The 26821-nt window shown below is 63.9% G+C and carries 27 protein-coding genes; 18 read left to right on the forward strand and 9 right to left on the reverse strand.

What is annotated here, in order from left to right; all coding sequences use genetic code 11:
• Nucleotides 1-29 precede the first annotated feature (29 nt).
• Both ACOJCM_RS02415 and ACOJCM_RS02420 read left to right on the forward strand, forming a co-directional pair.
• On the forward strand, nt 30-332 hold the full coding sequence (locus ACOJCM_RS02415) for a winged helix-turn-helix domain-containing protein (RefSeq protein ID WP_445210473.1): 303 nt from the start codon (nt 30-32) through the stop codon (nt 330-332).
• A complete protein-coding gene (locus ACOJCM_RS02420) occupies nt 329-1339 on the forward strand; it encodes a lysophospholipase (protein WP_445210474.1) in 1011 nt (336 codons plus the stop codon). Before ACOJCM_RS02415 ends, ACOJCM_RS02420 begins: the two co-directional genes overlap by 4 nt.
• 127 nt (nt 1340-1466) lie before the next feature.
• Here ACOJCM_RS02420 and ACOJCM_RS02425 read toward each other — a convergent pair whose 3' ends face one another.
• From ACOJCM_RS02425 to ACOJCM_RS02445, 5 genes are all read right to left on the reverse strand, one after another.
• Complete coding sequence (locus ACOJCM_RS02425; RefSeq protein WP_445210475.1) at nt 1467-3278, reverse strand: acyl-CoA dehydrogenase C-terminal domain-containing protein; 1812 nt, start codon at nt 3276-3278, stop codon at nt 1467-1469.
• 379 nt (nt 3279-3657) lie between these two features.
• On the reverse strand, nt 3658-4110 hold the full coding sequence (locus ACOJCM_RS02430) for a MarR family winged helix-turn-helix transcriptional regulator (RefSeq protein WP_445210476.1): 453 nt from the start codon (nt 4108-4110) through the stop codon (nt 3658-3660).
• A gap of 91 nt (nt 4111-4201) precedes the next feature.
• Nucleotides 4202-4969 carry an SDR family NAD(P)-dependent oxidoreductase gene (locus tag ACOJCM_RS02435; protein WP_445210477.1) on the reverse strand — a complete coding sequence of 256 codons (768 nt, stop codon included), beginning with the start codon at nt 4967-4969 and terminating at the stop codon, nt 4202-4204.
• A 16-nt stretch (nt 4970-4985) separates the two neighbouring features.
• The gene (locus ACOJCM_RS02440; protein ID WP_445210478.1) at nt 4986-6662 is read right to left on the reverse strand and encodes an AMP-binding protein; all 1677 of its coding nucleotides are present in this window, start codon (nt 6660-6662) and stop codon (nt 4986-4988) included.
• Nucleotides 6663-6849: 187 nt separating this feature from the next.
• Entirely contained in the window at nt 6850-7455 is a 606-nt protein-coding gene (locus ACOJCM_RS02445; RefSeq protein ID WP_445210479.1) for a TetR/AcrR family transcriptional regulator, read from the reverse strand.
• Between the two features lie 167 nt (nt 7456-7622).
• Here ACOJCM_RS02445 and ACOJCM_RS02450 point away from each other — a divergent pair, with 167 nt between their 5' ends.
• Nucleotides 7623-8810: an acetyl-CoA C-acyltransferase gene (locus ACOJCM_RS02450; protein WP_445210480.1), complete on the forward strand. Its 1188-nt coding sequence runs from the start codon at nt 7623-7625 to the stop codon at nt 8808-8810.
• Nucleotides 8811-8864: 54 nt separating this feature from the next.
• On the opposite strand, the gene ACOJCM_RS02455 is transcribed toward ACOJCM_RS02450, so the two are convergent.
• Together ACOJCM_RS02455 and ACOJCM_RS02460 are read right to left on the reverse strand one after the other, a co-directional pair.
• Nucleotides 8865-9665: an ABC transporter permease gene (locus tag ACOJCM_RS02455; RefSeq protein WP_445210481.1), complete on the reverse strand. Its 801-nt coding sequence runs from the start codon at nt 9663-9665 to the stop codon at nt 8865-8867.
• Nucleotides 9662-10270 carry an ABC transporter ATP-binding protein gene (locus tag ACOJCM_RS02460; protein WP_445210482.1) on the reverse strand — a complete coding sequence of 203 codons (609 nt, stop codon included), beginning with the start codon at nt 10268-10270 and terminating at the stop codon, nt 9662-9664. The genes ACOJCM_RS02455 and ACOJCM_RS02460 overlap by 4 nt, the downstream gene beginning before the upstream one ends.
• A gap of 90 nt (nt 10271-10360) precedes the next feature.
• On the opposite strand from ACOJCM_RS02460, the gene ACOJCM_RS02465 reads away from it, so the two are divergent.
• From ACOJCM_RS02465 to ACOJCM_RS02500, 8 genes are all read left to right on the forward strand, one after another.
• Entirely contained in the window at nt 10361-11020 is a 660-nt protein-coding gene (locus ACOJCM_RS02465; protein ID WP_445210483.1) for an NADPH-dependent FMN reductase, read from the forward strand.
• 110 nt (nt 11021-11130) lie between these two features.
• Nucleotides 11131-12246: an ACR3 family arsenite efflux transporter gene (arsB, locus tag ACOJCM_RS02470; RefSeq protein ID WP_445210484.1), complete on the forward strand. Its 1116-nt coding sequence runs from the start codon at nt 11131-11133 to the stop codon at nt 12244-12246.
• A 3-nt stretch (nt 12247-12249) separates the two neighbouring features.
• Nucleotides 12250-12543: a CC/Se motif family (seleno)protein gene (locus ACOJCM_RS02475; RefSeq protein WP_445210485.1), complete on the forward strand. Its 294-nt coding sequence runs from the start codon at nt 12250-12252 to the stop codon at nt 12541-12543.
• 4 nt (nt 12544-12547) lie between these two features.
• Nucleotides 12548-13354 (forward strand): universal stress protein, encoded by an 807-nt coding sequence (locus tag ACOJCM_RS02480; protein ID WP_445210486.1) that lies wholly within the window; start codon nt 12548-12550, stop codon nt 13352-13354.
• A gap of 100 nt (nt 13355-13454) precedes the next feature.
• Complete coding sequence (locus tag ACOJCM_RS02485; protein WP_445210487.1) at nt 13455-14639, forward strand: thiolase family protein; 1185 nt, start codon at nt 13455-13457, stop codon at nt 14637-14639.
• Between the two features lie 2 nt (nt 14640-14641).
• Complete coding sequence (locus ACOJCM_RS02490; protein ID WP_445210488.1) at nt 14642-15181, forward strand: RNA polymerase sigma factor; 540 nt, start codon at nt 14642-14644, stop codon at nt 15179-15181.
• Between the two features lie 119 nt (nt 15182-15300).
• Complete coding sequence (locus tag ACOJCM_RS02495; protein WP_445210489.1) at nt 15301-16314, forward strand: permease; 1014 nt, start codon at nt 15301-15303, stop codon at nt 16312-16314.
• Nucleotides 16315-16327: 13 nt separating this feature from the next.
• Nucleotides 16328-16564: a thioredoxin family protein gene (locus tag ACOJCM_RS02500; RefSeq protein ID WP_445210490.1), complete on the forward strand. Its 237-nt coding sequence runs from the start codon at nt 16328-16330 to the stop codon at nt 16562-16564.
• 30 nt (nt 16565-16594) lie between these two features.
• On the opposite strand, the gene ACOJCM_RS02505 is transcribed toward ACOJCM_RS02500, so the two are convergent.
• Nucleotides 16595-17053: a hypothetical protein gene (locus ACOJCM_RS02505; RefSeq protein WP_445210491.1), complete on the reverse strand. Its 459-nt coding sequence runs from the start codon at nt 17051-17053 to the stop codon at nt 16595-16597.
• 168 nt (nt 17054-17221) lie between these two features.
• Here ACOJCM_RS02505 and ACOJCM_RS02510 point away from each other — a divergent pair, with 168 nt between their 5' ends.
• The 6 genes from ACOJCM_RS02510 to ACOJCM_RS02535 all read left to right on the forward strand — a co-directional run bounded on the left by ACOJCM_RS02510 (nt 17222) and on the right by ACOJCM_RS02535 (nt 24440).
• Nucleotides 17222-18277 carry a 4Fe-4S dicluster domain-containing protein gene (locus ACOJCM_RS02510; RefSeq protein ID WP_445210492.1) on the forward strand — a complete coding sequence of 352 codons (1056 nt, stop codon included), beginning with the start codon at nt 17222-17224 and terminating at the stop codon, nt 18275-18277.
• A 91-nt stretch (nt 18278-18368) separates the two neighbouring features.
• A complete protein-coding gene (locus tag ACOJCM_RS02515; RefSeq protein WP_445210493.1) occupies nt 18369-20855 on the forward strand; it encodes a molybdopterin-dependent oxidoreductase in 2487 nt (828 codons plus the stop codon).
• 38 nt (nt 20856-20893) lie between these two features.
• Complete coding sequence (locus ACOJCM_RS02520; protein ID WP_445210494.1) at nt 20894-21655, forward strand: 4Fe-4S dicluster domain-containing protein; 762 nt, start codon at nt 20894-20896, stop codon at nt 21653-21655.
• Entirely contained in the window at nt 21652-22875 is a 1224-nt protein-coding gene (gene nrfD / locus ACOJCM_RS02525; RefSeq protein ID WP_445210495.1) for an NrfD/PsrC family molybdoenzyme membrane anchor subunit, read from the forward strand. Before ACOJCM_RS02520 ends, nrfD begins: the two co-directional genes overlap by 4 nt.
• 64 nt (nt 22876-22939) lie before the next feature.
• The gene (locus tag ACOJCM_RS02530) at nt 22940-23902 is read left to right on the forward strand and encodes a molecular chaperone TorD family protein (RefSeq protein WP_445210496.1); all 963 of its coding nucleotides are present in this window, start codon (nt 22940-22942) and stop codon (nt 23900-23902) included.
• Between the two features lie 49 nt (nt 23903-23951).
• Nucleotides 23952-24440, forward strand: coding sequence for an FKBP-type peptidyl-prolyl cis-trans isomerase (locus tag ACOJCM_RS02535; protein ID WP_445210497.1), 489 nt, complete (start codon nt 23952-23954; stop codon nt 24438-24440).
• 32 nt (nt 24441-24472) lie between these two features.
• Here ACOJCM_RS02535 and chrA read toward each other — a convergent pair whose 3' ends face one another.
• The gene (gene chrA / locus ACOJCM_RS02540) at nt 24473-25690 is read right to left on the reverse strand and encodes a chromate efflux transporter (protein ID WP_445210498.1); all 1218 of its coding nucleotides are present in this window, start codon (nt 25688-25690) and stop codon (nt 24473-24475) included.
• 151 nt (nt 25691-25841) lie between these two features.
• Between chrA and phnD the strand changes: the two genes are divergently transcribed.
• Entirely contained in the window at nt 25842-26807 is a 966-nt protein-coding gene (gene phnD / locus ACOJCM_RS02545) for a phosphate/phosphite/phosphonate ABC transporter substrate-binding protein (protein ID WP_445210499.1), read from the forward strand.
• Nucleotides 26808-26821: the final 14 nt, after the last annotated feature.

The raw sequence follows: 26821 nt of genomic DNA on the forward strand, positions 1-26821 counted from the left end.
TTCCTCTGGCCATCCACCGCAGGCATACCATGGCACTCAGCAAGACCCAATCCAGCTTTTATCGTCGTCTTTATCTCGCCCACTTGATCGAGCAGGGCATCGCCAGCGTGCCGGCGATCGTCGCGGCTACCGGTATGCCCCGGCGTACCGCCCAGGATACGCTCAAGGCACTCGAGGAGCTGGACGTACGATGCGAGTTCAAGGCCACCCCGGGCCTACGCCACAACAGCGGACAGTACGCTATCACCGACTGGGGGCCCATCGACCGAACCTGGGTGGCAAACCACGCCGAACGCCTGCGCCACTCTCTGGGCTATCCCGCACCAGCATGAGGCGGCCTGGCGATATCTGCTGGCTTTCCCTCGCGCTGGCACTCCTGCTGGTTGGTTGCGCCACCCCGGTACTGCAGTCTCCAGGCCCAGGCCACACTGCGCCACAGCTGACGCCCTTCCAGGTCATTGCCGAGGATGGTTACCGTCTGCCGCTGCGCCACTGGCCAGCCCGGGGCGAAGCTGCGGCGGTAGTGCTGGCGGTTCACGGCTTCAATGATCATGCCGGCAGCTTCGAGCTCCTGGCCGATGCCCTCACGGCACACGGCATCGAAATCTATGCCCACGACCAGCGTGGCTTCGGCACCACCGAACAGCGCCGGCTATGGCCCGGCCACGAGCGCTTGCGTGATGACGTCATTCTACTCGCGCAACTGCTGCGCGAGCGCTATCCCGACACACCGCTCTACTTGCTCGGCAAGAGCATGGGAGCTGCCGTGACCCTACTGGCGATGACCGCCGACGAACCGGCTCCGGTGAACGGCAGCGTCCTGATCTCCCCCGCCGTCTGGAGCGAGGAGACCATGCCCTGGTACCAGCGCCTCGGACTATGGTTGGGCGTGCGCCTGATGCCCCAGGCCAGCTTCTCGGTACGCACCACCCGTCACCTCGGCATCGAGCCCACCGACGATGAGGAGATCAAGCGACGGCTGGCCAACGACCCGCTGATATTGCGCAGCGCCCGGGTCGATACCCTCTATGGCCTGACGCGCACCATGGGGCTGGCACTCGACGCCGCAGCCGAGCTCCCTTCTCCCTCGCTGATTCTCTATGGCGATGAAGACCACATCATTCCCATGGAGGCCTACTGCGCACTGCTGCAGCGCCTGCCCTTGGATGAGGACATCCGGCTGGCACTCTATGCCGACGGCTATCACATGCTGACGCGCTATACGCGACGCGAACGTACCGAAATGGACCTGCTAGCCTGGCTGCACGACCCCGCAGCCGAGCTTCCTTCGGGCTTCGAGGTCGACCGAAATATACCGCTCTCTACGCTTTGTGAATGAAACGATCACGGCCGGCCGTCAGCGGCCGGCCTGACGCCTATCGCTTTTCGTGGAAACAAAAAAGCGGCGGGCTTTTGCCCGCCGCAAGACACCGATCAGTCGCACTGACCGAGAGAGATGCCCTGTGTCAGATCTCGAAGCCGAGGCCGAACGCCTCCGGTGACAGCGCCATCAGCGGCTCGGCACCGGCCTGGACCATGCGCGCATGAGCCAGGGTGCGCGGCAGCAGGCGCTGGAAATAGAAGCGCGCCGTATGGATCTTGGCCTCATAGAAAGCGGCGTCATCGCTGCCAGCAGCCAGCGCCGCCCGCGCCTGCTTCGCCGCGCGAGCGAAGAGATAGGCCAACGTCACGTAACCGGAGTACATCAGGTAGTCGACGCTGGCCGCGCCCACTTCCTCGCGATCACTCATCGCCTTCATGCCGATGCCCATGGTGAGCTCGCCCCACTCGGCGTTGAGCTTGGCCAGCGGGCCGACGAATTCGGCAAGCTCGCCGTTGCCCTCTTCGGCTTTGCAGAACTTGTGGATCTCCTTGGTGAACACCTTCAGACTCTCGCCCTGGCTCATCAGCACCTTACGACCTAACAGGTCGAGTGCCTGGATGCCGGTCGTTCCCTCGTAAAGACGCGTGATGCGGGAGTCTCGCACCAACTGCTCCATACCCCACTCCTGGATGAAGCCGTGGCCACCGAAGACTTGGACGCCCTCGTTAGTCGCCTCGAAGCCCACCTCGGTGAGGAACGCCTTGACGATTGGCGTCAGCAGGCTGAGCAGGGTCTCGGCGCGCTCGCGCTCGGCGGCGTCCTGGCCGTGCTCGACGATATCGAGCATCTGGGCGGTGTACAGCACCAGCATGCGCCCGCCCTCGGCGAAGGCTTTCTGGGTCAGCAGCATGCGGCGCACATCGGGGTGCACGATGATCGGGTCGGCCGGTTTCTCCGGGGCCTTGGGGCCGGAAAGCGCACGCATCTGCAGCCGGTCCCGGGCATAGGCCAGAGCATTCTGGAAACTCGCCTCGGTCAGGCCCAGCCCCTGAATGCCGACGCCCAGGCGCGCGGCGTTCATCATGGTGAACATGCACGCCAGCCCCTTGTTGTGCGGTCCGACCAGAAAACCACGAGCGGCATCGAAGTTCATCACGCAGGTTGCATTGCCGTGAATCCCCATCTTGTGCTCCAGCGCCCCACAGCTGACCCCGTTGCGCTCGCCAGGGTTGCCCTCGGCGTCGGGCATGAACTTGGGAACCACGAACAGCGAAATTCCCTTGGAACCTTCCGGCGCGTCCGGCAGCTTGGCCAGGACCAGATGCACGATGTTCTCCGCCATGTCATGCTCGCCGGCGGAAATGAAGATCTTGGTGCCGGTAATCTCGTAGGCGCCGTCGGCAGTGGGCATGGCGCGAGTCTTGATCAAGCCCAGGTCGGTACCGCAGTGCGGTTCGGTCAGGCACATGGTGCCAGTCCACACGCCTTCCACCAGCTTGGTGAGATAGGTGGCTTGCTGCTCCTCGGTACCATGATGGCGCAGGGCATCGGCGGCACCGTGGGATAGCCCAGGATACATTCCCCAGGCCAGGTTGGTGGAGCAGATCATCTCGTTGAGCGCCATGGCCAGCGAATGGGGCAACCCCTGCCCGCCGTGCGCGGGGTCCGCGGCAAGGCTCGGCCAGCCGCCTTCGACGAATTGCTGGTAGGCCTCCCTGAAACCCTTGGGCGCCTTGACCTCTCCGCCTTCCAGCAGGCAGCCCTCCTGATCGCCGCTCTGGTTCAACGGCAACAACACCTCGCGAGCGAAACGCGCACCCTCCTCGAGAATGGCGGCCACCACGTCGGGCGTCGCCTCCTCGCCGCCCGGCAGGCGGGCATAATGGGCGGGATAGTCCAGCATCTCATCCATCACGAAACGAAGGTCGCGCAGGGGGGCCTGATAATCGGGCATCTCTACTCTCCAAAAGGTCGCCTAGTCAAAAGGTCGCCTGAAGCCGGTTACGAGAAGGCGGCGAGACCGCTTTCAAACATGTGTTTGAAACTAGCCTGCAAGCGACTGAGAGTCAAGCGCTCGTTTCAGGAACTCACGCCGTCCCAACCCGACGCAGCTCCTCGCGATAACGTACCCGCTGGAATTCGCGAAAAACGTACCCTGACAAGACTTCCAAGCCAGTGTGCAGGAGAAGAGAAAGCAGAAGGAATCCTGTTTTTCAAACAGGTTAGGTCAATGTAATGGCGCCCTATTTACAACGGGACCAACAAACAGCGCGGCTATTTCTTGCGCGCCAGGCAAACCTGAATACAGCCGCGATGACTGGCTGGCGTGCCGGTCAAGGCATAGCCTCCTCCAGGCGCGTGCGCAGCGCCTCTAGCCTCACCTGGAGCTCGGCCAGCTCTTGGGGGGACTGGCCGCTGGCCATGACCACGCAATCGGGTATCTCCTGCGCCTGGGCCTGCAGCGCCCTGCCTTGCTCGGTGAGAAACAGCTCGACGACGCGTTCGTCACGCCGGCTACGCACCCGCTGGAGGAGACCCTCGGCCTCCAGGCGCTTGAAGACGGGAGTCAATGAGCCGGTGTCGGTTTTCAGGCGACGACTGATGGCGCCGGCACCCTGGCCGTCCTCTTGCCACAGGGTAAGCAGCACCAGGTACTGGGGGTAAGTGAGACCGAGCCCCTTGAGCAGGGGCTTGTAGAATTTGATCATCAGCAGCGAGGTGGAGTACAGCGTAAAGCAGAGCTGGCTGTCGAGCTGTAGGTCGGAGCCGGTTTCCTGGCGGGCCATCTTGGACGTTCCCCTGTTCTTGTCCTGCGTCTCATGATGGGCCCTACGCTATCTTGCCGACCAGGACCTGCCAAGGCACTGCCGCCAACGCTTACTGCATGCGAATACCGCCATCCAGACGCACCACTTCGCCGTTGAGCATCGTGTTGGTGATGATCTGCTCGGCCAGGCGGGCGAATTCGTCGGGATGGCCCAGGCGCTTGGGAAAAGGCACCGATGCCGCCAGCGCCTTGGCGGCCTCGTCGGGGATCTCGCTCATCATGGGCGTCTGGAACACGCCGGGCGCAATCGCCATCACGCGAACGCCATGACGCGACAGTTCACGCGCCGCCGGCAGGCTCATGCCCACCACGCCGGCCTTCGAGGCGCTATAGGCGCACTGGCCCACCTGGCCATCGAATGCGGCGATTGAGGCGGTATTGACGATTACGCCGCGCTCGCCGTCCGCGCCGGGAGGATTCTCTGCCATGGCAGCAGCGGCCAGGCGCATCACGTTGAAGGTTCCCACCAGGTTGATCTGCACGGTGCGGGCATAGGCCTCGAGGTCGGCGGGGTTACCCTCGCGATCGACCAGCTTGGCCACGCTGACCACGCCGGCACAGTGCACGACCCCGGCCAGCCCACTCTCCCCGCCGAGCGCGACGGCGGCGTCCACCGCCGCCTGCATGTCCTCGGCCGATGTCACGTCGCCGCGCACCGCGCGGGCGGCTTGGCCGAGTGTTTCCGCATGGGTCTCGACGGCATCGCTGAGGTCGCAGAGCACGACTCGGCCACCGCCTGCGACAAGGCGCTCGGCGGTGGCCGCCCCCAGTCCGGAGGCGGCGCCGGTGATCAGAAACGTACGGTCCTTCACTTGCATTCAGGTATCTCCCGGTTCATTTCGCTGCCGGCGCACCGGCTTCCGCCTTGTCGGCGGCATCGGCACGCAGCTTGAAGCGCTGAATCTTGCCGCTGGGGGTCTTGGGCAGGGTGTCAACGAACTCGATCACCCGCGGGAAGGCATGTGTCGAGAGCCGCTCACGCACACGCTGGCGGATCTCATCGGCCAGTTCGTCGCTCGCCTCGAAGCCTTCGCGCAGCACGATATAGGATTTGATGATCTCGCCGCGAATCTCGTCGGGCTGCCCCACCGCGGCGGATTCGGCTACCGCCGGATGGGTCATGACGGTATTTTCCACGTCGGTGGGCCCCACCCGATAGCCGGCAGTGGTAATGATGTCGTCGTCGCGACCGGCGAACTGGAAGGTGCCGTCCTCGTTGCGGATCACCACGTCGCCGGTCAGGTAGTAGCCGTTGGCGAAGGGATGCTTTTCCTGCCAGGTATAGCCGGCAAAGAAGTGGGCCGGGGAGCGCTCGATATCCACCGCCAGTACGCCCGGCTCCCCCGGGGGCAGTTCATTGTACTCGGCATCGAGGATAGCCAGGCGATAGCCCGGCATCGGAACCCCCATGGCGCCGACGTGCTTGGGATGCTCTAGAGCATGGTGGTTGCAACAGGTCATGCCGGTTTCGGTCTGGCCGTAGTGGTCCATGACCGGGCAGCCCAGGGAGCGCTCGACCCAGGTCACCACCTCGGTATTGAGCGGCTCGCCGGCCGAGCTGGCCACACGCAACTCGAGGCTCCGGTGGGCATCGTCGAACAGCCCCGAGGCCTTCATCAGGCGGTAGGCGGTGGGGGCGGCGGCGAAGTTGGTGATGCGATGTCGGTGCATGAACGCGAGCGCACCTTCGGCGCTGAAACCCGCCTCGCAGAAATGCGTGGTCACGCCCAGCAGCAGCGGCCCGGCGATGGCGTAGTAAAGGCCGTAGGCCCAGCCGGGGTCGGCCATGTTCCAGAAACGGTCAGTCTCGCGCAGGTCGATGGCGAGCTCCATGTAGAGCGCGAAGGCGGGCATGCCGGAGAGCGGCACCGCGACCCCCTTGGGCTTGCCCACGGTGCCCGAGGTGAACATCTGCAGGAAGGGCGCCTCGGGTGGGAGCCGCGGCGGATTGGCCTGTACCGGCGAGTGCGACAACGCTCCGCTCCAGTCGAGGTCCGCAGCGTGCCCCTCGCTCGGGCCGCCCACAGCCAGCACCGGCGGGCATTGGGAAAGGCCGTCGAACTTGAAGCGGTTGGCATGGTCGGTGATCACCAGCCTGGTATCGGCACGCCCCAGGCGATAATCGACGGCATCGGGGCCAAAGGCGGTGAAGAGCGGCTGGTAGACCGCGCCGATGCGCCAAGTGGCCAGGACCGCGACCAGCAGTTCCGGCGAGCGCGGCAGCATGCAGGCGATGCGATCCCCCACACCAAGTCCGCGTTCGGCGAACCAGCCCGCAAGCCTGGCGCTCCTTTCCTCGAGCTCGGCATAGGTGAGCCGGTTCACGTTGCCCTGGGTGTCCTCGTGGATTAGCGCCATTACCTCGCCGCGACCGGCGCGCAGGTGACGACCGCAGCACGACTCGAAGGCGTTGAACTTGCCATCGCCATGGTCATCGAGCCGGGCGATGACCTCATCGATGGAGAAACGCTCCAGATACGCGGAATACTCGGGAAGCTGTTGGGTGCTCATGGACTGCCCTCTTGTACCGGTTTGTGCTTGTTGTTGGGACCCGCCAGACTTTGGCAGGTCGCCGGGCTGGCTCTCGGTCGTTCCTTCTGCTTTAGATGCAGTTGACGTAAGCGTCAACCTAGCAAGCGCTCGGTACAAGCTAGAAGCAAAGCGTGGGCAGGGCAACCCCCGAGAGGAGGGAGCTGGGCTAGACCTTGGTCGACTGCCCAGGCGGGACGTGGGTGGAAGGGGCAATCATGGCAACCAGCTCGTGGGCCAGGTCCTCGGGCTTGCGCGGTCCTTCAGGGTCGTACCAGCGCACCGTCCAGTTCAAGGCACCCATGACGAAACGCGATACCAGAAAGCGGTCACCATGGACCAGCCCGGCCTCCAGGGCTTCGTCGATGACCCGTTCCCACAGCGCCTCGTAGGCATCGCGCAGGTGGCTCAGATGGTCGCGCGCCGCAGCGTCCAGCCGTCGCCACTCGTAGAGCGCCACTACGTGAGCGTTACGGTCGGTCAGTAGCGTCTCCAGATGTGCACGTGCCATGGCATGCAGGCGCTCGCTGGCCGAATCGCCGCACTCCTCAAGGGCCTGTCGAGCCAGCGTGAGGGCATTCTGGGTGCCCTCCTCGATGACGGCCGCCAGAATCTCCTGCTTATCGCGAAAGTGATGGAACAAACTACCGGACTTGATGCCCATCTCCTGGGCGAGCATTCGCACCGTCGTGCGGTCGAAGCCCTCCTGAACGAACAATTGGGCAGCCAGGCGGGTCAATTCCTTACGGCGAGGGGACTCGTTAACGACATTCATCGGGTTTACACTAGCGCTTGCTTGGTTGATCTTGAGAAAAGCACAGCGGCGCTAGCAGGTCAACGCAACAGACTGCAGAGCATGCCCACGAGATGACCGAGAGCCCTGTCATGGCCGGCTCTCGATGACGACAAGCACAACGCAAGATTCGACAGGAGACCGTCACCATGAGCAGCCCCAACGATATCGTTTTTCTTTCTGCTGCCCGCACGCCGATGGGTGGCATGCTGGGCAGCCTGGCAAGCCTCACGGCCCCTGAGCTTGCCGCCACCGCCATTCGCGCCGCTATCGAGCGCGCCGGCATCGAATCCAGCGCCATCGACGAAGGCATCATGGGCTGCGTGTTGCCAGGCGGTGTCAAGCAGGGCCCGGCCCGCCAGGCCATGCGCCAGGCCGGCATTCCCGACGGCATCGGCGCCACTACCATCAACAAGCTGTGCGGCTCGGGGATGAAGGCGACCATGCTGGCCCACGACCTGATTCGTGCCGGCAGCGGCGAGGTGATACTCGCCGGCGGCATGGAGTCGATGTCCAACGCCCCGCACGTGCTGACGCGGGCCCGCACCGGTTATCGCCTGGGCCACGGCGAGCTCAAGGATCACATGTTTCTCGACGGCCTCGAGGACGCCGAGACCGGCAAGCTGATGGGCGTGTTCGCCCAGGACATCGCCACCGAGCGCGGCTATTCGCGAGAGCGCCTGGATGACTTCGCCATCGCCTCGCTCGAGCGCGCCATGGAGGCCACCAACGCCGGCCACCTGAACGCCGAGATGGCGCCTGTCACCGTCACCAGCCGCCAGGGGGAGAGTGTCGTCGAGCACGACGAGCAGCCGTTCCAGGCCAAGCTCGACAAGATCCGCACACTGCGCCCCGCCTTCGCCAAGGACGGCACGATCACCGCGGCCAACTCCAGCTCGATCTCCGACGGCGCCTCGGCGCTGATCCTGTCGAGCCAGGCGGCGGCGGACCGGCTCGGCGCCAAGCCGCTGGCTCGCATGCTGGGTCACAGCACCCACTCCCAGCACCCCAGCGAGTTCACCATCGCCCCGGTAGGCGCCATCGAGAAACTGCTGAAGAAGCTCGACTGGAGCGTTTCCGACGTTGACCTGTTCGAGATCAACGAAGCCTTCGCCGTGGTTACCCTGCTGGCCATGGATGGACTCGACATTCCCCATGGCAAGGTCAACGTCTTCGGCGGTGCCTGTGCCCAGGGCCACCCCATCGGCTCTACCGGCTCGCGCATCATCGCTACCCTGATCCACGCCCTGCGCACCAAGGGCGGCAAGCGCGGCATCGCCAGCCTGTGCATCGGCGGCGGTGAGGCCACCGCCGTGGCGATCGAGCTGATCGACTGAGCGGCGTCCCAGCGCGAACCAAGCCCGCTTCGGTACCGAAGCGGGCTTTATTCGTTATCGGGGCATCGAAAGCCGGTCGAGCCGAAGCCGCTCGCGCTTGTCGAACAAGCGTCGACTGCCCACCGCCACTGCCGCCAGGGTGCCAAAACCGGTACCCAGCGTGATCGCGAACATGATCAGGATCTGATACTTCACCGCCAGGCCCGGCGCGGTACCGGCAAGTATCTGGCCGGTCATCATGCCTGGCAGGCTGACCACGCCCGCGGCCGCCATGGCGTTGATCATCGGCATCAGCCCACTGCGCATCGCCTCGCGCCGGATGTCACCGATGGCCACCTGCCAGGGCTCGCCGAGCATCAGGCGGTTCTCGATCACGGCGCGCTGGCGCCAAGCCGTGTCGGTCAGGCGATCCAGCGCCAGGGCCACGCCGGTCATGGTATTGCCGAGCATCATGCCCAGCAGCGGAATGGCGTACTGGGGGCGATACCACGGCTCGGGGCCGATGATCACGGTCAGTGTCAGGACGGCGACGGTGAAGGACGAGAGAAACATCGACAACGTACCGATGCCAAAGGACCAGCCACCCAGCAGGCGACGCTTCTGCCGCGCCATTACTTCGCGTCCGGCGACCAGCAGCATCGCCAGCGCCATCATCACGACCCAGAGCAATCGCTCGGCGGAGAACAATGCCTCCAGCACCAGGCCGACCAGCGCCAGCTGCACAACGGTACGCAGTGCCGCGACCAGCAGGCTGCGGCTCATGCCCAGCCGCATGGCGGCCGTGCAGCCGGCAAGCAGCACGACCATCAGTGCCGCCAGCGCCAGTTGCCACCAGGAAAGTTCGATCACGCTCATACGACCCCCACCCGCTCCAGGCAACCGTTCGAGATTCGCCAGTGGAGGCTGGCCACACGTGCGATCTGTCCGTGATCGTGGGCGACCCACAGCGCTGGCCAGCCGCGCTTGCGAAGGCGCGCGGTCAGCCAGGCTTCCACGCGCTCGCCGGTTTCCGTATCGAGGTTGGCCGTGGGCTCGTCGAGCAATAGCGCACGAGGTTCACGGCTGACGACGCGCAGCAGCCCGAGACGCTGCTTCTCGCCGGTGGAGAGTCGCGCCACCTCCCAGTCGAGCACGTCACGCTCGAAGCCGAGTGCCGCGAGGTCCGCGTCATTCGGGCGCGGCAGATGCTCACCGACGCGTTCGGCCCACCACTGGCTCTCGGCCGGCACCATCATTACCCGGCGCCGCCAGGCATGGCCGGGCACCTGTGATTGCGCCTCCCCCCCCAGCCACACCTCGCCCTCATGGGGCTCAAGATCGGCCACTGCACGAAGCAACCGGCTCTTGCCCGAACCGCTGGCGCCAGAGAGACAAACGACCTCGCCGGGCTCGATATGGAGTTCGATCTCATTCAGCGTGCCAATGCCAACGCCATCGAGCCGCAAATGCGCAACAGACAAGAGCCTCTCCTGCTACAAGCAAAGAGGGTACATTGGCGCGAACCCGGTAGAGTGACAAGCATCCGATTATGAAAATACAAGGAGTTCCGCATGCCGCATTTCCTGGTTTTCCTCGGCTCGGCACGTGACAGCACCCCACCCGCACCCGCCAGGCTCGGTCTTCGTGTCGCCCTTGCCTGTGTGGCATTGCTGCGCGAGAGCGGTCATGAGGTGGAATTGATCGACCCGCTCGACATCGAGTTGGCCCCGACCTTCAAGCCGCATTTTGCCTATGGCAAGTCCAAGGTTCCGCAGCAGTTGGCTGTCCTGGCGGAGAAGATCGAGCGGGCGGACGGCTATGTGATGGTGAGCCCCGAGTACAATCACTCGATGAGCCCCGCACTCTCCCATCTGCTCAACCACTTCGGCAGTTCGCTGTTCGCCTTCAAGCCCAGCGCCATCGTTACCTACTCGGCCGGTCAGTGGGGGGGCGCCCGTGCCGCCGTAGCCATGCGAACCTTTCTCGCTGAGCTGGGTTGCCTACCCGTGTCAGCAATGGTTCACGTCCCCCGCGCCCAAGACGCACTCGATGCGGACGGCAACTTCCCTGACGATGCCGAGCGCTGGAACGGCTATTTCGGCCGCACCTTGGGCCAGCTCGAGTGGTGGAGCGAAGCAGCGGCACGCCAGCGGGAGCTGAAGGATCCCAACCGGGTTTCTCCTGCCTTCGCTCGCGATCCTTCACAGCGCAATGCGCCGAGCGCTGACTGAGTATCGGGACGGATTGAGGATATACGGTAATCCACATATAATGCTTGGCAAACTTGGCGTACGCCAAGAGAGCCAAACGACCTCTTCGCTCCTTCTCTGCGGATGTTGCCATGACTGCAAACCAGGACACTCAGGCGCCCAGCGCTACAGCGGGTATGGGCCTATTCGAACGCTTCCTTACCGTGTGGGTGGCGCTGGCCATCGTCGCCGGCGTGCTACTGGGCCAGTTTGCTCCGACGGTGCCCGAGACGCTCTCGCGCTTCGAATATGCCCAGGTATCGATTCCGGTGGCCATCCTGATCTGGGCGATGATATTCCCGATGATGGCGCAGATCGACTTCTCGGCCGTACTCGGCGTGCGCCGCCAGCCCAAGGGGCTGGTGATCACCACCACGGTCAACTGGCTGATCAAGCCCTTCACCATGTTCGCCATCGCCTGGTTCTTCCTGATGGTGGTGTTCCGCCCACTGATTCCGGAGCACCTGGCCAGCCAGTACCTGGCCGGCGCCATCCTGCTCGGCGCCGCCCCCTGCACCGCCATGGTATTTGTCTGGAGCTACCTGACCCGTGGCGATGCCGCCTACACCCTGGTGCAGGTCGCCCTCAACGACCTGATCATGCTGTTCGCCTTCGCCCCCATCGTGGTGTTCCTGCTCGGTGTCTCCAATATCCAGGTGCCCTGGGACACCGTGGCCCTGTCGGTCTTCCTCTACATCGTGATTCCGCTGGCGGCCGGCTACCTGACCCGGCGCACCCTGATCGCCCGCCGCGGCATCGAGTGGTACGACAACGTCTTCATGAAGAAGGTAGGACCGATCACGCCCATCGGGCTGATCATCACCCTCGTGCTGCTGTTCGCCTTCCAGGGCGAGGTGATCCTCGAGGCGCCGCTGCATATCGTGCTGATTGCCATCCCGCTGATCATCCAGACCTTCCTGATCTTCTTCATCGCCTACGGCTGGGCCAAGGCCTGGAAAGTGCCCCACAACGTGGCCGCCCCCGGAGCGATGATCGGCGCCAGCAACTTCTTCGAGCTGGCCGTGGCGGCCGCCATCGCCCTGTTCGGCCTGCAGTCCGGCGCCGCCCTGGCCACGGTGGTGGGCGTGCTGGTGGAGGTGCCACTGATGCTGGCCCTGGTGCGCATCGCCAACAATACCCGCAGCCACTTCCCGGCGGCCGGCGCTCCGGCGGGCGACGCTGCGACCACCTCGGAGGCGCGAGGCTGAGCCATGGCCATCGAGGTCACCGCCCGGGCCCGCGAGTGGCTGCAACAGCAAGGGGGTGTGGCCACGCTGCGCCTCTCGCCCCGCCACGGCTGCTGTGGCGGCGGGGCCGATATCGCGGTGGCCGAGGCCGGGCCGCCGGATGCGCCGGCGCGCTATACGCGCCTCGAGCTCGAGGGGCTGACGCTGTACATCGATCCGACGCTGATCGACCAGGGCCTGCGGGTCGACGTGGAAGGTTTCCTGGGCCTCAGGCATCTCTTCGTGGATGGGGCCTCCCCCACCCGTTCCAAGGAGTAACACCATGTTCAAGTACATCCTGGTCGCCGTGGACTTCTCCCCCGCCTGGCCGCTGCTGCAGGCGCGCCTGAAGGCGCTGAGCGCCTGGGGGGCCGAGCGGGTGACGCTGGTCCACGTGCTCAGCTCGCGCTACCCCGCCACCCCCGAGGAGACCCATCGCCCCCACTATGAGGCGAAGCTGGCCGAGCTGGCCGGCGATCTCGCTGCTCCGGGGCTCACCATCGACACCGAGGTACGCAGCGGAGAACCCGGCGCTGCCCTGACCGAGGCCGCCCGCGAGCGGGGCGCAGACCTGCTGCTGATGGGCTGCCGCGGCCACAACCGCCTGCACGAGTTCTTCCTCGGCAGCACGGCGCTCGATGCCGCCCGCCTGACCGCACAGCCGCTGTGGCTCGAGCCGGTGGCCGACGAGCTGGTCGGTGCCGACTCCCGGCTGCTGATGCTTGCCACCGACGGTTCCGATGCCGTGGGTGGCGCAGAGGCCCTGGCGGCACGGCTCGCCCCGCAGTTCCAGCGCCGCCTGGCAGTGACCGCCACCTGCGCGTCCGAGGGCTGCGATCGCGAGATCGCCGACGCCCAGCGCCACCTGGACAGTATCGCCGAACGCATCGAGAGCCTCGAGACTCGTGTGCTGGACGGCGACCCACGACGCGCCATCATCGAGGAGGCCAAACGCGAACACGCCGACCTGATCGTGATCGGCAAGCGAGGGCGCAACCGTATCCAGGAATTGCTGCTCGGCAGCACTGCCGAGGCCATGGCGCGGGGCGCCCAATGTCCCGTACTGATAGTCCCTCGTGATGCCCACTGAGTTGGCTTGATATGGGTCATAGCCCGGCGGACGAGGCGGTGCTATAGCTGATTGCATGGCCGAGCAAGACCCATTCTTCCACGCCACGAGGAAAGCGCCCATGTCAGCCCGCGATGTCGTCATCTGTAACCCCGTCCGCACTGCCATCGGTACCTATGGCGGCAGCCTCAAGGACACACCCGCCCCGGACCTGGGCGCGCGGGTCATCCAGGAGACCCTCTCCCGCTCGGGGCTCGCCGCCGACAAGGTGCAGTCGCTGGTGATGGGGCATGTCATCCAGGCCGGCTGCAAGATGAACTCGGCACGCCAGGCCGGCATCGCCGGCGGCTTGCCCGTCGAGGTACCGGCGCTCACCGTCAACCGTGTCTGCGGTTCCGGCGCCCAGGCTATCGCCAGCGCCGCCATGGAAATCTGGAGCGGCATGGCCGACTGCGCCATTGCCGGCGGCATGGAGAACATGGATCGCGCGCCCTATGTGCTGCCCCAGGGCCGCTGGGGGGCGCGCATGGGCGATGTGACCATGCACGACACCATGCTGCTCGACGGTCTCAACGATGCCTTCAGCGGCAAGCACTCCGGCTGGCACACCGAGGATCTGGTCAGCCGCTACGCCATCTCCCGCGACGACCAGGACGCCTGGGCGCTGCGCTCCCAGCTGAACTTCTCCAGGGCTCAGGAGGCCGGCCTTTTCGACGCCGAGATCGCCGGCGTGGAGCTTACCAGCCGCAAGGGCACCACCACCTTCGCCCGCGACGAACACAACCGCGGCGATACCACCGCCGAGTCCTTGGCGAGGCTCAAGCCCGCCTTCCGCAAGGAGGGTACCATCACCGCCGGCAACGCCCCGGGGCTCAACAGCGGCGCGGCGGCGATGATCGTCGCCGAGCGCGACTGGGCCGAGAAGCAGGGCCTCGCCCCCATGGCCCGGCTGGTGGCCTTCGGCGTCGGTGCCGTGGAGCCCGACTACTTCGGCATCGGTCCGGTGCCAGCGGTGAAGCAGGCGCTGGCGCGGGCCGGCTGGTCGGTGAGCGACTTGGAGCGGGTGGAGATCAACGAGGCCTTCGCCGCCATCGCCCTGGCCTGCCAGCGCGAACTGGGGCTGCCGCAAGAGATTGTCAACCCAGAGGGCGGCGCTATTGCCCACGGCCACCCTATCGGCGCCAGCGGCGCGGTGCTGACCACCCGCCTGCTGCATGCCATGCAGCGCAACGGCGAACGCCGCGGCATCGTTACCCTGTGCATCGGCGGCGGGCAGGGCATCGCCCTGGCACTGGAGGCGCTGTAGCCATGGCGGCTGCGCCCTGCATCGAATCCGCCTGGGAGGCCCATCATCGGGCGCTCAGGCGCTTCCTGCTCAGGCACTGCGGCGACCGGGAAGCCGCCGATGACCTCCTGCAGGGCGTATATGCCAAGGCGCTGACGCACCGCGAGCGCTTCTGCGAGCTCGAGTCGCCACGGGCCTGGCTGTTGAAGGTTGCCCGCCATCAGTGGATCGACCAGCAGCGTCGTTCGGGGCGCCTGCTGGCGGGAGAGCCGCTCGACGTCGCGGTCGATGTCGAGCCGACCGATCCCGTGGACAGCCTAGCCGACTGCATCGCCCTCGCCCTGCCCCACCTCTCCACTGAGGATGGCGACATTCTGAAACGGTGCGACCTCGAGGGCCTGCGACAGGCCGATTACGCCTCTCTCCATGATCTTGGCCTGCCGGCCACCAAGGCCAGGCTGCGTCGCGCCAGGCAGCGACTGCGCGAGCGGCTGATCGAGCAGTGCGGGATCGTCTTCGACGACAGCGGCCGACTCTGCTGCCATCGCGCCCTCGAGCCATAAAGCTCAGCCCCCAAGTCTCAGAGAAATATGGGGCTCAGATAGAAACGAGATCTCCAGCATCCTTTTGCCCGGACCTGCGTCTTCTAAGGAGAGACGCAACTGACACGGGAGTCACTGACATGCTGGATGTCTTTACCTGGCTGGCCGACTGGCTGATCTATCACCTCGCAGGCCTGGATCCGGCCAGCAAGCTTGGCAGCTCGCTGCACTTCTTCGTCGAGGACACCACCAAGATCTTCGCTCTGCTAGTCGTGATGATCTACGTCCTCGCCCTGGCGCGCGCGTCGCTGAATCTCGAGTGGGTCCGGCACTATATCCAGCAGAAGAACCGTTTCGCCGGCTACGGCCTGGGCGCCGGCTTCGGCGCCATCACCCCCTTCTGCTCCTGCTCGAGCATCCCGCTCTTCCTGGGCTTCACCAGCGCCGGGATTCCGCTGGGCATCACCATGGCCTTCCTGTTCACCTCGCCGATCATCAACGAGGTAGCGGTGATCATGCTTTGGAGCCTGCTCGGCTGGGAGTTCACCCTGGTCTATATCGCCATCGGCATGATTGTGGGCATCGGCGGCGGCATGATCCTGGACCTTCTCAAGGCAGAGCGCTGGCTCAAGGAGTTCGCCGCCAAGGCCTACCGACAGGCCGCCGAGACACCTCATCAGGACGAGCCTGCCCCCGAAACATCCACGCTCACCCTGAAGGTTCGACACGTCTTCGCCCGCGACGAGCTCAAGGAGATCGTCGGACGGATCTGGAAGTGGGTGATCATCGGCGTCGGCCTGGGGGCCTCCCTTCACGGCTTCGTGCCCGACGGCTGGTTCGCCGACAACCTGGGCAGCGGCCAGTGGTGGAACGTCCCCGCTGCGGTATTGGCGGGCCTGCCGCTCTACTCCAATGCCACCGGGGTGATCCCGGTGATGGAGAGCCTGATCCTCAAGGGGCTACCGGTAGGCACTACCCTGGCGTTCTGCATGAGTACCGTGGCCGCCAGCTTCCCCGAGTTCATCATGCTCAAGCAGGTCATGCAGTGGCGCCTGCTGGGCATCATCTTCGTCATCCTGCTGGCCAACTTCATGGTCGTGGGCTGGCTGATCAACCTGCTGAGCCCTTGGCTGTTCAGCGGAATACTGACCTGAGAGGAGCATCATCATGAAAAAGATCGAAGTGCTGGGCACCGGCTGTAAGAAATGCGTCAACACCGCCGAGCAGATCCAGGCCGTCGCCGGTGAACTGGGCATAGAGGTCGATGTGGAAAAGGTCACCGACCCGGCCGCGATCATGGGCTACAAGGTCATGTCGACCCCGGGCGTGGCCATCGACGGCAAGCTCGTTCACAGCGGCAGCGTGCCGGACCGCGGCAAGATCGAAGCCATGCTGCTGCCATAATAACTCCTCTGCGGTGTGGGGTAGGGGAGGCTACCCTTTTGAGGCCTCCCACTCCCTGCCGATACCCTCTGCGCCGAACGTCTCGCTGAAAGAGCCCTGATAGCGCCAGCCGTCCGGCACCCGCAACTCGTGGCTGTGGCTGCCGGCCAGGCGGCAGATCGCCACGCTGGGTGGCGTGCCACCGATGCCGATATTCACCGTCTCGAAGACCAGCCAGTCGCAAGGGGTGATCAGTCCACGCTTCTGGTCGGCGAAAGCGATATCCTCGAAATCACCCTCCCAGTCGAAGCTCAAGCCCAGCGATACCAGTCGCTCCACCAGGCACCGTACCTCGACTGGCTCGAGCAGGCTGATACTGACCAACTCATCATCGGCGCAGACGCCCCGCTCGGGTAGACAAGTCCTCAGGGCATCCCAACCCCCAGCGATGCGTTCCTCGACTGCCGTCGCCCTCAGAATCACTGTCGTCGCCTCTACCAGTACTGCCATGCGTCACTCCGGGCTGTTCCAATAAATTGATCCAGGACAAACCTGCATAAAGATCTGGTTACACTTTGGGCTAAGCGATGTGGCAAATCGTCCTAGCCTTTGCCAAGCTACCGAATAGACATATGCTGATTCGCATATAAATATAACAATGCACACGGCAAGACCACTATGCCACAGACGCCCAACCCCTCGTACACTACACCGAAGATGCTCCGCTACTCGGTATCCGGCTTTTACTGGGTCGCATCTCGCTGCCTGCAGGCGCCACCTCACCCTCTCGACTGCCATCGCTGCCGGGATGCCTGCCCGACCGAAGCGCTATTTTTTCAAGAAGACGGGGGCGATTCCCTGCTACAGGCAAGCGACGCCTGCCACGGCTGTACCCAATGTGTCGCGGCCTGTCCCACCGAAGCGCTGGTCAGCACGGAAGTGTCTCAGCTCACCGATGCCCAGCCAGCAGGCCAACCCCTACGGCTGGGTTGCCACCGCGCCCGCAGCGAGCACAGCCTGAAGCGCCTGCATTGTCTGCGCAGCCTGGGTCCGGACCAGCTCGCCTGGCTGAGGGTGAGGGCAATGCCCAAAGAGATGGAGCTGCATCTGCCCGAAGGCTGCCAGGGCTGCCTGGCGGCTCCTGTGGCTGAAAGCGACATGTGGCTGGAACACGCCAAAATACTGTGCCGTGTCATCACTGCGCCAGCTGACGGCGATTATCAGAGCCCCGTTTACGCCGTTAGCCGTCGTGCGCTGTTGATGGGGTCTCCCCCACCATCACCACCCGCCATCGAGGCCCATGACAATGCACCCAGGGCACGCCGGCTACAACGTCATCTGACCACCACTGGCGAACTCGCCGAACTATCGCCTCCAGCACTAACGGAGATCAGTTTGGATCCGGATGCCTGCCTTGGTCATGGTGTCTGCGCCCGTGTCTGCCCTACCCAGGCACTCGAGGAAACCGAAAGGGGTGAGCTGCGCTTCGACCCCGCTGCCTGCCTCGATTGTGGACACTGTATCTCGGCCTGTCCGAGTCATGCCCTTACCAACTCAAGCGGTGTCGATTCCCTCCCTCGAATCCTGCGTGAAGGAAGCTACGCCAAGTGCTTCGAATGCGGCCGTCGCTATGCCGCCATGGCGCATTCGCTCGACAGCGACTCACCCCGGTGCCCCGCCTGCCGGCGAGAGGACGCCTTGATGAAGGAGAGCTTCCATGACCTGTTCGGATGACCCGCCCGCAACGCCTGCGACTAAGCCCAGATAACAACGACGGATCGGGATGATCCACGACCGACACGATGAGCACTCCGAGGGAGAACCGATGAGACTGTTCCAGACACTGATCAATAGACGACGCTTCCTGCAATCTTCCGCAGCCGTGGGCGCATCAGCCGGTGCCGTAACGGCAGGCATTAGCGGCCTGACGGGACTTACCCAGGTCAAGGAAGCGCGTGCCCAGGCACCCAGGGGCGAAACAGTGGTGACCAAGAACGTCTGTGCCCAGTGCCCAGCGCGCTGCGGCATCGACGTCTACACCACCGATGGCCGCGTGCATGCCATCTACGGCACCAGCGACAACCCCATCTCCAACGGCAAGCTCTGCCCCAAGGGGCACCTTGGTAGCTACTTTCTCTACGATCCGGACCGTTTCAAGGGGCCGATGAAGCGTACCAACCCCAACAAGGGCCGCGACGAGGATCCCGGTTTCGTACCGATCACCTGGGAAGAGGCCCTGGACACCGTGGCCGAGCGCTTGAACGACCTGCGCCGACGCGAGGAGTCGCACCGCTTCGCGATGTTCTACGGACGAGGCTGGGGAGCCTCGGATGCCGGCATCCAGTATCCCTTCGGCGAGCTCTACGGCACGCCGAACGCCGCCATCGGCCACTCGTCCATGTGCGCCGACGGTTCCAAGAAAGCCAAGCATGCTACTGACGGCAACAATTCCTACAGCTCCTACGACTATCGCAACACCAACTATCTGCTGATCATAGGGGCCAGCTTCCTCGAGGCCTTCCGCCCCTACAACAACGTGATGCAGATGTGGGGCCACATGCGCACCAAGAGCCCCAAGACGCGGGTGACCACGGTGGACGTGCGCATGAACCCGACCATGGCTGCCTCGGACCGCGCGCTCTACATCAAGCCCGGTGCCGACGGCGCCTTTGCCCTGGCCGTCGCCCATGTCATTCTCACCGAGGGGCTGTGGGAGCGAGACTTCGTCGGCGACTTCAGCGACTCTGCGATGCGCTTCGTGGAGGGCCGTCGGATTCGTCCTGGCTCGTTCGAGGAAAAGTGGGTCCATGGGCTCACCGACTGGTGGAATCAGGAACTCAAGGACCGCACGCCGGAGTGGGCAGAGTCCGTCACCGGCATCAGCGCCGCCGACATCCGTCGTACCGCCATGGAGTTCGGCTCCACCCGTCCCGCAGTGGCGCTGTTCGAGCGCGGTGCTACCGGCCACTCCAACGGTACCTACAACGGCATGGCGATTCACAGCCTCAATGCCCTGGTCGGTTCGCTGTTCGCCGAAGGCGGGCTGGGTTACCAGGTGGGGCCTTCCTACGGCAAGTTGCCGGTCGAGGTGGAGGATTACCAGGACGATTATGCGCGCAACGGCGCCTGGAAGCAGCAGCCGCGCATCGACATGAAAGGCACCGATCGCTGGCCGATGGTCGGCAACATGATGCAGGAGTGCGCCCGCAACCATCTCGATGCCGATCCCTATACCCTCGATACGGCGATGTTCTATTACACCAACCCCATCTGGAGCGCACCCAACCCGCAAGTCTGGGAAGAGGCACTCAAGGACGTCTTCGTCATCGATACCTCGCCCTTCCCCGGCGAGACGGCCATGAACGCCGATATCGTGCTGCCCGATTGCACCTATCTGGAGCGCACTCAGGACGTTCCCACCTACCCCTTCGAGGGCTGGCCCATGGCCGAACTGCGCACGCCGGCCGTGGAACCGATCCATGACACCAAGATGTACGGTGACGTGATCATCGAGTTGGGCAAGCGCATCGAGGGCCCCATGGGCGACTACTACCGCGAGCTCGGTAATCTCGAGAACTACATTCGCCATCTGGCCGCCGGCTTCGCCGACGACCCGGGCGACAACGGGGTCAACGACTTCGAAAGCTGGAAGGAGAAGGGCGTCTGGTACAAGAAGCCCTATCGCTGGCGTCAGATCCGCGGCGAATTCTACGAGTGGGATGGCCAGCGCTATTCACGCCGGATGAGCGCGGAGGAGGTCAAGGAGCACCTCTTCAAGACCCCCTCCGGCAAGTTCGAAGTGCGCTCCGGGTATCTGGAGCAGCATGCCGAGTACATCGAGCGAGAGCTGGGTATCCCCCGCGAGCGAGCCGGCCTGGTGCAGTGGGTCGAGCCGGTACACAGTGGTGGCGATGGCGACCTCTACTTCGTCACCCCCAAGACGCCGCTCCACGCCGAGGGCCGTGGCGCCAACATCCCCCAGCAAATGATGGTTCACCAGCCCATCGTCGGTGGCCGAGGCACCGTCTATCTGGAAGTCCATCCGCAGACGGCTCGTGAGCGCGGCATCAGCAACGGCGACCGCGTCCGCATCGTGTCCGATATCGGCAGCATCGAGGCGGAGTGCCGCTTTGTGGCCTCGCACCGTCCCGACACCCTGGTATTGCCCTTCGAGTTCGGCCACTGGGCTCAGGGCCGCTGGGCCAAGGGGCGTGGACCAGGCAATTCCAGCGAAATCACCACCAACGTGTCGGACCCGATATCGGGGCTTGCGAGCTACTACACCGGCAAGGTCAGGCTGGAACGCGCCTGAACCTGGATACCTGACCTAGCGAGGCTGGAGGATACGAAATGGCAAAATGGGGAATGGTCATCGACCTGGACAAGTGTACCGGCTGTCAGGCCTGCACCACCGCCTGCTCGATGGAGAACAATACCCTGCCGGGTGAGAGCTGGCAGGATGTGCTTTTTTACAATGCGGGCGAGAACCCCAGCGGACAGATGAAATGGTTACCGCGCCCCTGCATGCAGTGCGAGAACCCCTCCTGTGTGCACGTCTGCCCGACCCGGGCCACCTACAAGGACCCCGATGCCGGCGGCATCGTCTTCGTCGACTGGAACAAGTGCATCGGCTGCAAGTACTGCATGATCGCCTGCCCCTACGGCGTTCGGTTCTATGCCGACGAGAAACCGCTGATCGAACCCGACATCCGCGAGACGTTTCCGAGCGAAAACGGCCAACTATGGAGCCCGCCTTACCAGAACCCGGAGGAAGACTGGCAGCGCGGCATCGGCATCCAGCCTCCCGGCGTGGTCTCCAAGTGTACCTTTTGCTACCACAAGGTGCGCCATGCGCCGGAAGGCGTGGTCGATCTCGACGAAGACGATCCCGAACTCAAGGAGTACGTGCCCGCCTGCGTCCGCACCTGTGCCCCCAAGGCACGCTACTTCGGTGACCTGGACAATCCCGAGAGCCGGGTCAACCAGCTGATTGGAGACAAGCACGGGGTGCGTCTCAAGGACCACACCGGTAACCGACCTCAGGTCTATTATCTCGGCGCCGGCGCCGGCGTACCGGCTTTCACCCCTGCCGATAGGGAGAACGAAGCATGAACGTGTCGATGACCCGCATGAAGCGCCTGTCTCAGGCCAATAGCGTTCAGGGGCCGCTAGGCTCGGGGCTGCTGGTGATCGCCGGCGTGGTCCTGCTGGCCAGCTTGGGCTTTGCCCTGGCTCAGCTCATGGCCAACGGCCACACCGCCTTCAATACCAGCTCCACCCTGCCGTGGGGCCAGCCCATCGCGACCTACGTCTACTTCGCATTGGCATCGTCGGGACTGGGCCTGATCGCTTCACTGCCCCTCGTATTCGGCTTCAAGCAATACTACCCCGTGGCCAAGCGATGCATCTTCCTGGCCTTCGTCACGCTGATCTCGGGCATGGGCGTACTGGCCCTCGAACTCGGCAATGTGTTCCGCATGCTGTGGGCCATCCCGCTGAACCTGCAGGTACAGTCGGCGATGTTCTGGATGGGGGTCTTCTACTCCCTCGACCTGCTGTTCCTGCTATGGAAATTCAGCAAGTTACAGGGCGGCCACTGGGACAGTCGAACCGCCAGACAGGTGGGCATCGCCTCGTTCATCGGCGTGCTGCTGGCCAGCGGGAACCTGGCGCTGATCTTCGGCATGATGAGTATGCGGCCCTTCTGGTTCGATGCGCTGATGCCGGTCTACTTCTACGTGACCGGCGTGACCAGTGGCCTGGCAATGCTGCTGTTCTTCACCTACCTGGTCTACGGTTTCCGACGGGGCACCATGCCACAGGCACTGCAGAGCCTGCTGACAGGCGCCCTGCCCAAACTGTTCGCCGCGCTGATCGGTGCCACGCTGCTCTTTGTCGCGGTGCGCGCCATCACCGGGCTCTACAGCAACAACCCGGAGATCAATTTGGTGTGGACCGATTACCTGCTCGATTCCGGGCTCTACCTGACGGTACTGATCGTCGGCCTGCTGTTGCCCTTCGCGCTGCTCCTCGGTGGGCTGCGTAACCGCACTGGGGTGCAGGTCGCGGCTGCACTCCTTGTCAGCCTGGCGATGTTTGCCGAGCGTTTCTTTTTCGTGGTCGGTGGCCAGGTAGTACCGCTGTTCAAGGGTACCTGGTCTCCCGATCTGATCGGCTACACCCCCTCCGCCACCGAGTGGTCGCTGACCCTCATCGGCGTATCGCTGTGCCTGGTGCTGTTTTTGCTCGGCGAGAAGTTCCTCAATCTCGGGGACATGCCCCACACCATGCGTGAAAGCAGCAGTGGGGAACAGCCAACCCTGGCGACTTGAACCCTCGAGGTTAGTCACGTACCCACGGCCCGCCCACCGGGCGGGCCCTCCACCTGGAGGGGCAATGTTGAACGCCACCGACCCGCTGGCCTCGGCAGAACTCTACCTGTGCCTGTCGAAAGCCTTCATGATGCCGACTCACCGGTTGAGCCTCGAGGACCTGCACGAGGCTTTCGTACCCGATCTCCACGAACTCGCCGTTCAGCTTCCCTCGCTGAGCGAGGCTTGGCTGAACCGCTTCGACGAGGCCCTGTCCGGGATCGCCTCGTCACAGCAATTACTGCTCGGCTACAGCAGGTTGTTCCTGATGCCCCCGGCACCGGCCCCCCTCAACCTGATGACGTATATTGATGAGAACGACGCAGGACGCGGTTGCCACAGGATCGAAGCGTTCTATCATCGCCATCAGCTCATAAAGTCATCGGACTTTCATGACTCTCCCGATCACCTGGGGTTGAACTTGCAGTGGTTGGCCTGGGTGCTGAGTCGTTGGCAGGAGGCGCAGCCCCACGATGCGCTTGCTTCCGGCAGCGCGCCGCCGTACGCGGCACTCGAGATGCTGCGAGACCTTCACGCCATGGTACGTGAGATCACTCTTCCCGCGATTGGCAGGATGCAACAGGGAATTGCTACGGCTAACGGTGCATCACGGCCCGAACAAAAGCTCTGGCAACTACTCATCGACCTGACGAACCGCCAGTTGCAGCATGACCTGGCTTGGTGGGCATCGCTCGATGTAACCACTGGAATAGAGAGCAGGAACCAGGAAGGCACTAGTGAGGGGACGCATCACGCAGCTCACGGAGAGGACGCCTATGGCAAACGTGAGATAGCGCTACTGCCATTGACGTGCCGAATCTGCGGCAATGTCTTTACCCCTGACACCACCGTCGCCGAAATGTGCCAGCGACTCGAGGCCGCCGGTCTCAGTGCCGCCCATCTGGAAATCTGTGTCGCCTGTCGCGACAAGGAGAGCCAGCCCACCCAACTGACGCCGCCCGGTGCCTCGCATCGTCGAAACCATTGAGTACTGTCGGCACCGCCGACTCGAGCTCTGCTCCGAAGAGGAGAAATACATGATGCGCATCAGCAGCTTCAGCGAAGTGACGGCCGAGTACCGCTTGGTGGACGAGACTGGCGAGAACATCGCCACCTCCACACCCAGCCATCCACTACGCTACGTCCACGGTACAGGCCAGATGCTGCCAGCGCTGGAAGCGGCGCTGGAGGGGCGCCAGGCAGGCGACGAGATCCGCATGACGCTGACGCCCGAGCAGGCCTATGGCCCCCATCGACCGGAGCTGGTCTTCGAGGCAGTGCGTGAGAACCTGCCGCCGGATAGGGAAATTCGGGAAGGCATGACGCTGACACCGGGCGGCCAGGGTGGCAAATTCTCGCTAAAGGTCGTGGGGCTGACCGAACGCGGCGCCATGCTGGACGGCAACCATCCTTTGGCGGGCAAGCAAGTGACCTGGACGCTGCGTATCTTGTCGGTGCGCGACGGCCAGCCTCCCCAGGGTGAACTGGACTATCAGCCGATCCGCTGGGTGCAAGCAGAAATGTAACCCAACGGGTTAAACCCCTTCGTAGCCGGCAATCAGCCACCAGCTGCCGCCGATAGCAAGCTGATCGCCAGCCCTCCCGAGCCCACGATGAGGACCACGGCCCAGGCCGGCATTTTCCATACGCCCAGCAGCACGAAGCCCGTCAGTGCCAGCGCGAAATCGTAGGGACCGAGAACGGCGCTCGTCCATACGGGTTGGTACAGCGCGGCGCCCAGAATGCCGACAACGGCGGCGTTGGCACCCCGCATCAAGGCCTGGGCGGCCGCCAATTGGCGAAAGGTGTACCAGAACGGCAGTATCGCAACCAGAAGCAGCATCCCGGGAAGGAAAATGGCCAATAGCGCAATGATCGCACCAACCCAACCATTGGGGGCTGGTTCCAACACGCTGCCAAGATAAGCGGCAAAGGTGAAAAGCGGCCCGGGAACCGCCTGCGCGGCACCATAGCCCGTCAAGAAGGCATCCGAGCTCACCCAACCGGACTGCACCACTTCAGCTTCGAGTAATGGCAACACGACATGCCCACCGCCGAACACCAGTGCCCCGGCGCGATAGAAGGCGTCCATTACCTCCAGCGTCTGGCCGCTCGTACTCCATGCAAGAAGCGGCAGCCCTGCCAATAGAGCAGCGAACAGCACGAAGGCGGCCCCACCGGCAGTGCGGGATATGGGGAGATGCAGATGGCTCGCAGCACTCATGGCTTGGCCGCGACACAGCCAGATGCCGGCCAGCCCCCCGGCCATCATGGCTCCCACCTGGCCCAGCGGGCCGTTTACCAGCACCACGATGAGTACTGCCGCCAAGGCAATGGTAGCCCGCTGACGATCGGGGCACAGGTTCCTCGCCATTCCCCAAACGGCGTGCGCCACGATGGCAACGGCGACGATCTTGAGCCCATGGATGACACCACGCCCAACCGCCCCCTCCATGACGGCAGCGCCATAGGCAAACAGCACGAGCACCAGGGCCGAGGGCAACGTAAAGGCCAGCCATGCGGCGGCAGCGCCCCAGGGGCCGGCACGCATCAATCCAAGGGCGAATCCCACCTGGCTGCTGGCTGGGCCGGGCAGGAATTGACACAGCGCCACCAGGTCGGCATAGGCTTGTTCGTCCAGCCATTTGCGCCGCGCCACGAACTCGGTGCGAAAGTAGCCGAGATGAGCAATGGGCCCACCGAAGGACGTCAGCCCCAGCAGCAGGAAGGCCTGGAAGACTTCTCGGATGCGTCCCGTTACAGCGGTCTGGTTCATTGATCTGCCCGAATGTTGCCCAAGATTCCATCATGGATGATCGCCGCTGAGCTTGTCATTTTCATGAAACAACGGCGACACCATCGTGTCATTTTCCTGGTCCACCCTATTCCTGCGCACGTCAACCAACGACACAACGCAGGAAACCTCCATGCAGACCAAGACCCGTAACATGGCAGCCACTGCTGTTGCGCTGGCTTCCTTGACCGCCGCTTTCACCGCACAAGCCGCTTTCGAACTCAGCGAGCGTTTCGAAGACAACAACGGCGACCTGGTCGCCGATATCCCCGAGGACAGCTCGCAGTGGCTCGATCCCGACACACTGGTCTTTGCTTATACGCCGGTCGAAGACCCCGCCGTCTATGCGGAAGTCTGGGCCGGATTCCTCGAGCACATGGAGTCGGTGACCGGCAAAAAGGTACAGTTCTTCCCGGTCCAGTCCAACGCCGCCCAGATCGAAGCCATGCGAGCCGGTCGCCTGCATGTCGCCGGCTTCAACACCGGCTCCAATCCCTTGGCGGTGGCCTGTGCCGGCTTCCGCCCCTTCGCCATGATGGCCGCCGAGGATGGCTCGTTCGGCTACGAGATGGAGATCATCACCCATCCGGGCTCGGACATTCGCGAAGTGGAGGATATTCGCGGCCGCACCCTGACCCATACCTCGGAAACCTCGAACTCCGGCTTCAAGGCCCCCACCGCCCTGATGCTATCGGAATTCGACATGGTCTCCGGCGAAGATTACCAGGTCGATTTTTCCGGCAAGCATGACAACTCGGTTCTCGGTGTCGCCAACCAGGACTACGAGGTAGCGACTATTGCCAATTCGGTGAAGGATCGCATGATCGATCGCGGCGTCATCAATGCCGATCAGGTCGAAGTGCTCTATCAGTCCGATACGTTCCCCACCACCGGCTACGGCACCGTCCATAACCTTGCCCCGGAGCTGCAGGAGTCGATCCAGGAGGCATTCTTCAGCTTCGACTGGGAAGGCTCTGCCTTGGCCGAGGAGTTCGGTCGCAGCGGCGAAAACCAGTTCATCCCGATCACCTTCCAGGAGCACTGGTCGGTCATTCGCCAGATCGATGAGGCCAATGGCGTGGAATACGACTGTAACTGAGCCGCCCACGGCCA

Source organism: Billgrantia hypersalina, assembly GCF_052584175.1.

Excerpts from the sequence above, each read along its gene's own strand:
- ACOJCM_RS02415 (WP_445210473.1), top strand. The coding sequence starts at position 30 with ATGGCACTCAGCAAGACCCAATCCAGCTTTTATCGTCGTCTTTATCTC.
- ACOJCM_RS02420 (WP_445210474.1), top strand. The coding sequence starts at position 329 with ATGAGGCGGCCTGGCGATATCTGCTGGCTTTCCCTCGCGCTGGCACTC.
- ACOJCM_RS02425 (WP_445210475.1), bottom strand. The coding sequence starts at position 3,278 with ATGCCCGATTATCAGGCCCCCCTGCGCGACCTTCGTTTCGTGATGGAT.
- ACOJCM_RS02430 (WP_445210476.1), bottom strand. The coding sequence starts at position 4,110 with ATGGCCCGCCAGGAAACCGGCTCCGACCTACAGCTCGACAGCCAGCTC.
- ACOJCM_RS02435 (WP_445210477.1), bottom strand. The coding sequence starts at position 4,969 with ATGCAAGTGAAGGACCGTACGTTTCTGATCACCGGCGCCGCCTCCGGA.
- ACOJCM_RS02440 (WP_445210478.1), bottom strand. The coding sequence starts at position 6,662 with ATGAGCACCCAACAGCTTCCCGAGTATTCCGCGTATCTGGAGCGTTTC.
- ACOJCM_RS02445 (WP_445210479.1), bottom strand. The coding sequence starts at position 7,455 with ATGAATGTCGTTAACGAGTCCCCTCGCCGTAAGGAATTGACCCGCCTG.
- ACOJCM_RS02450 (WP_445210480.1), top strand. The coding sequence starts at position 7,623 with ATGAGCAGCCCCAACGATATCGTTTTTCTTTCTGCTGCCCGCACGCCG.
- ACOJCM_RS02455 (WP_445210481.1), bottom strand. The coding sequence starts at position 9,665 with ATGAGCGTGATCGAACTTTCCTGGTGGCAACTGGCGCTGGCGGCACTG.
- ACOJCM_RS02465 (WP_445210483.1), top strand. The coding sequence starts at position 10,361 with ATGCCGCATTTCCTGGTTTTCCTCGGCTCGGCACGTGACAGCACCCCA.
- arsB (WP_445210484.1), top strand. The coding sequence starts at position 11,131 with ATGACTGCAAACCAGGACACTCAGGCGCCCAGCGCTACAGCGGGTATG.
- ACOJCM_RS02475 (WP_445210485.1), top strand. The coding sequence starts at position 12,250 with ATGGCCATCGAGGTCACCGCCCGGGCCCGCGAGTGGCTGCAACAGCAA.
- ACOJCM_RS02480 (WP_445210486.1), top strand. The coding sequence starts at position 12,548 with ATGTTCAAGTACATCCTGGTCGCCGTGGACTTCTCCCCCGCCTGGCCG.
- ACOJCM_RS02485 (WP_445210487.1), top strand. The coding sequence starts at position 13,455 with ATGTCAGCCCGCGATGTCGTCATCTGTAACCCCGTCCGCACTGCCATC.
- ACOJCM_RS02490 (WP_445210488.1), top strand. The coding sequence starts at position 14,642 with ATGGCGGCTGCGCCCTGCATCGAATCCGCCTGGGAGGCCCATCATCGG.
- ACOJCM_RS02495 (WP_445210489.1), top strand. The coding sequence starts at position 15,301 with ATGCTGGATGTCTTTACCTGGCTGGCCGACTGGCTGATCTATCACCTC.
- ACOJCM_RS02500 (WP_445210490.1), top strand. The coding sequence starts at position 16,328 with ATGAAAAAGATCGAAGTGCTGGGCACCGGCTGTAAGAAATGCGTCAAC.
- ACOJCM_RS02505 (WP_445210491.1), bottom strand. The coding sequence starts at position 17,053 with ATGGCAGTACTGGTAGAGGCGACGACAGTGATTCTGAGGGCGACGGCA.
- ACOJCM_RS02510 (WP_445210492.1), top strand. The coding sequence starts at position 17,222 with ATGCCACAGACGCCCAACCCCTCGTACACTACACCGAAGATGCTCCGC.
- ACOJCM_RS02515 (WP_445210493.1), top strand. The coding sequence starts at position 18,369 with ATGAGACTGTTCCAGACACTGATCAATAGACGACGCTTCCTGCAATCT.
- ACOJCM_RS02520 (WP_445210494.1), top strand. The coding sequence starts at position 20,894 with ATGGCAAAATGGGGAATGGTCATCGACCTGGACAAGTGTACCGGCTGT.
- nrfD (WP_445210495.1), top strand. The coding sequence starts at position 21,652 with ATGAACGTGTCGATGACCCGCATGAAGCGCCTGTCTCAGGCCAATAGC.
- ACOJCM_RS02530 (WP_445210496.1), top strand. The coding sequence starts at position 22,940 with ATGTTGAACGCCACCGACCCGCTGGCCTCGGCAGAACTCTACCTGTGC.
- ACOJCM_RS02535 (WP_445210497.1), top strand. The coding sequence starts at position 23,952 with ATGATGCGCATCAGCAGCTTCAGCGAAGTGACGGCCGAGTACCGCTTG.
- chrA (WP_445210498.1), bottom strand. The coding sequence starts at position 25,690 with ATGAACCAGACCGCTGTAACGGGACGCATCCGAGAAGTCTTCCAGGCC.
- phnD (WP_445210499.1), top strand. The coding sequence starts at position 25,842 with ATGCAGACCAAGACCCGTAACATGGCAGCCACTGCTGTTGCGCTGGCT.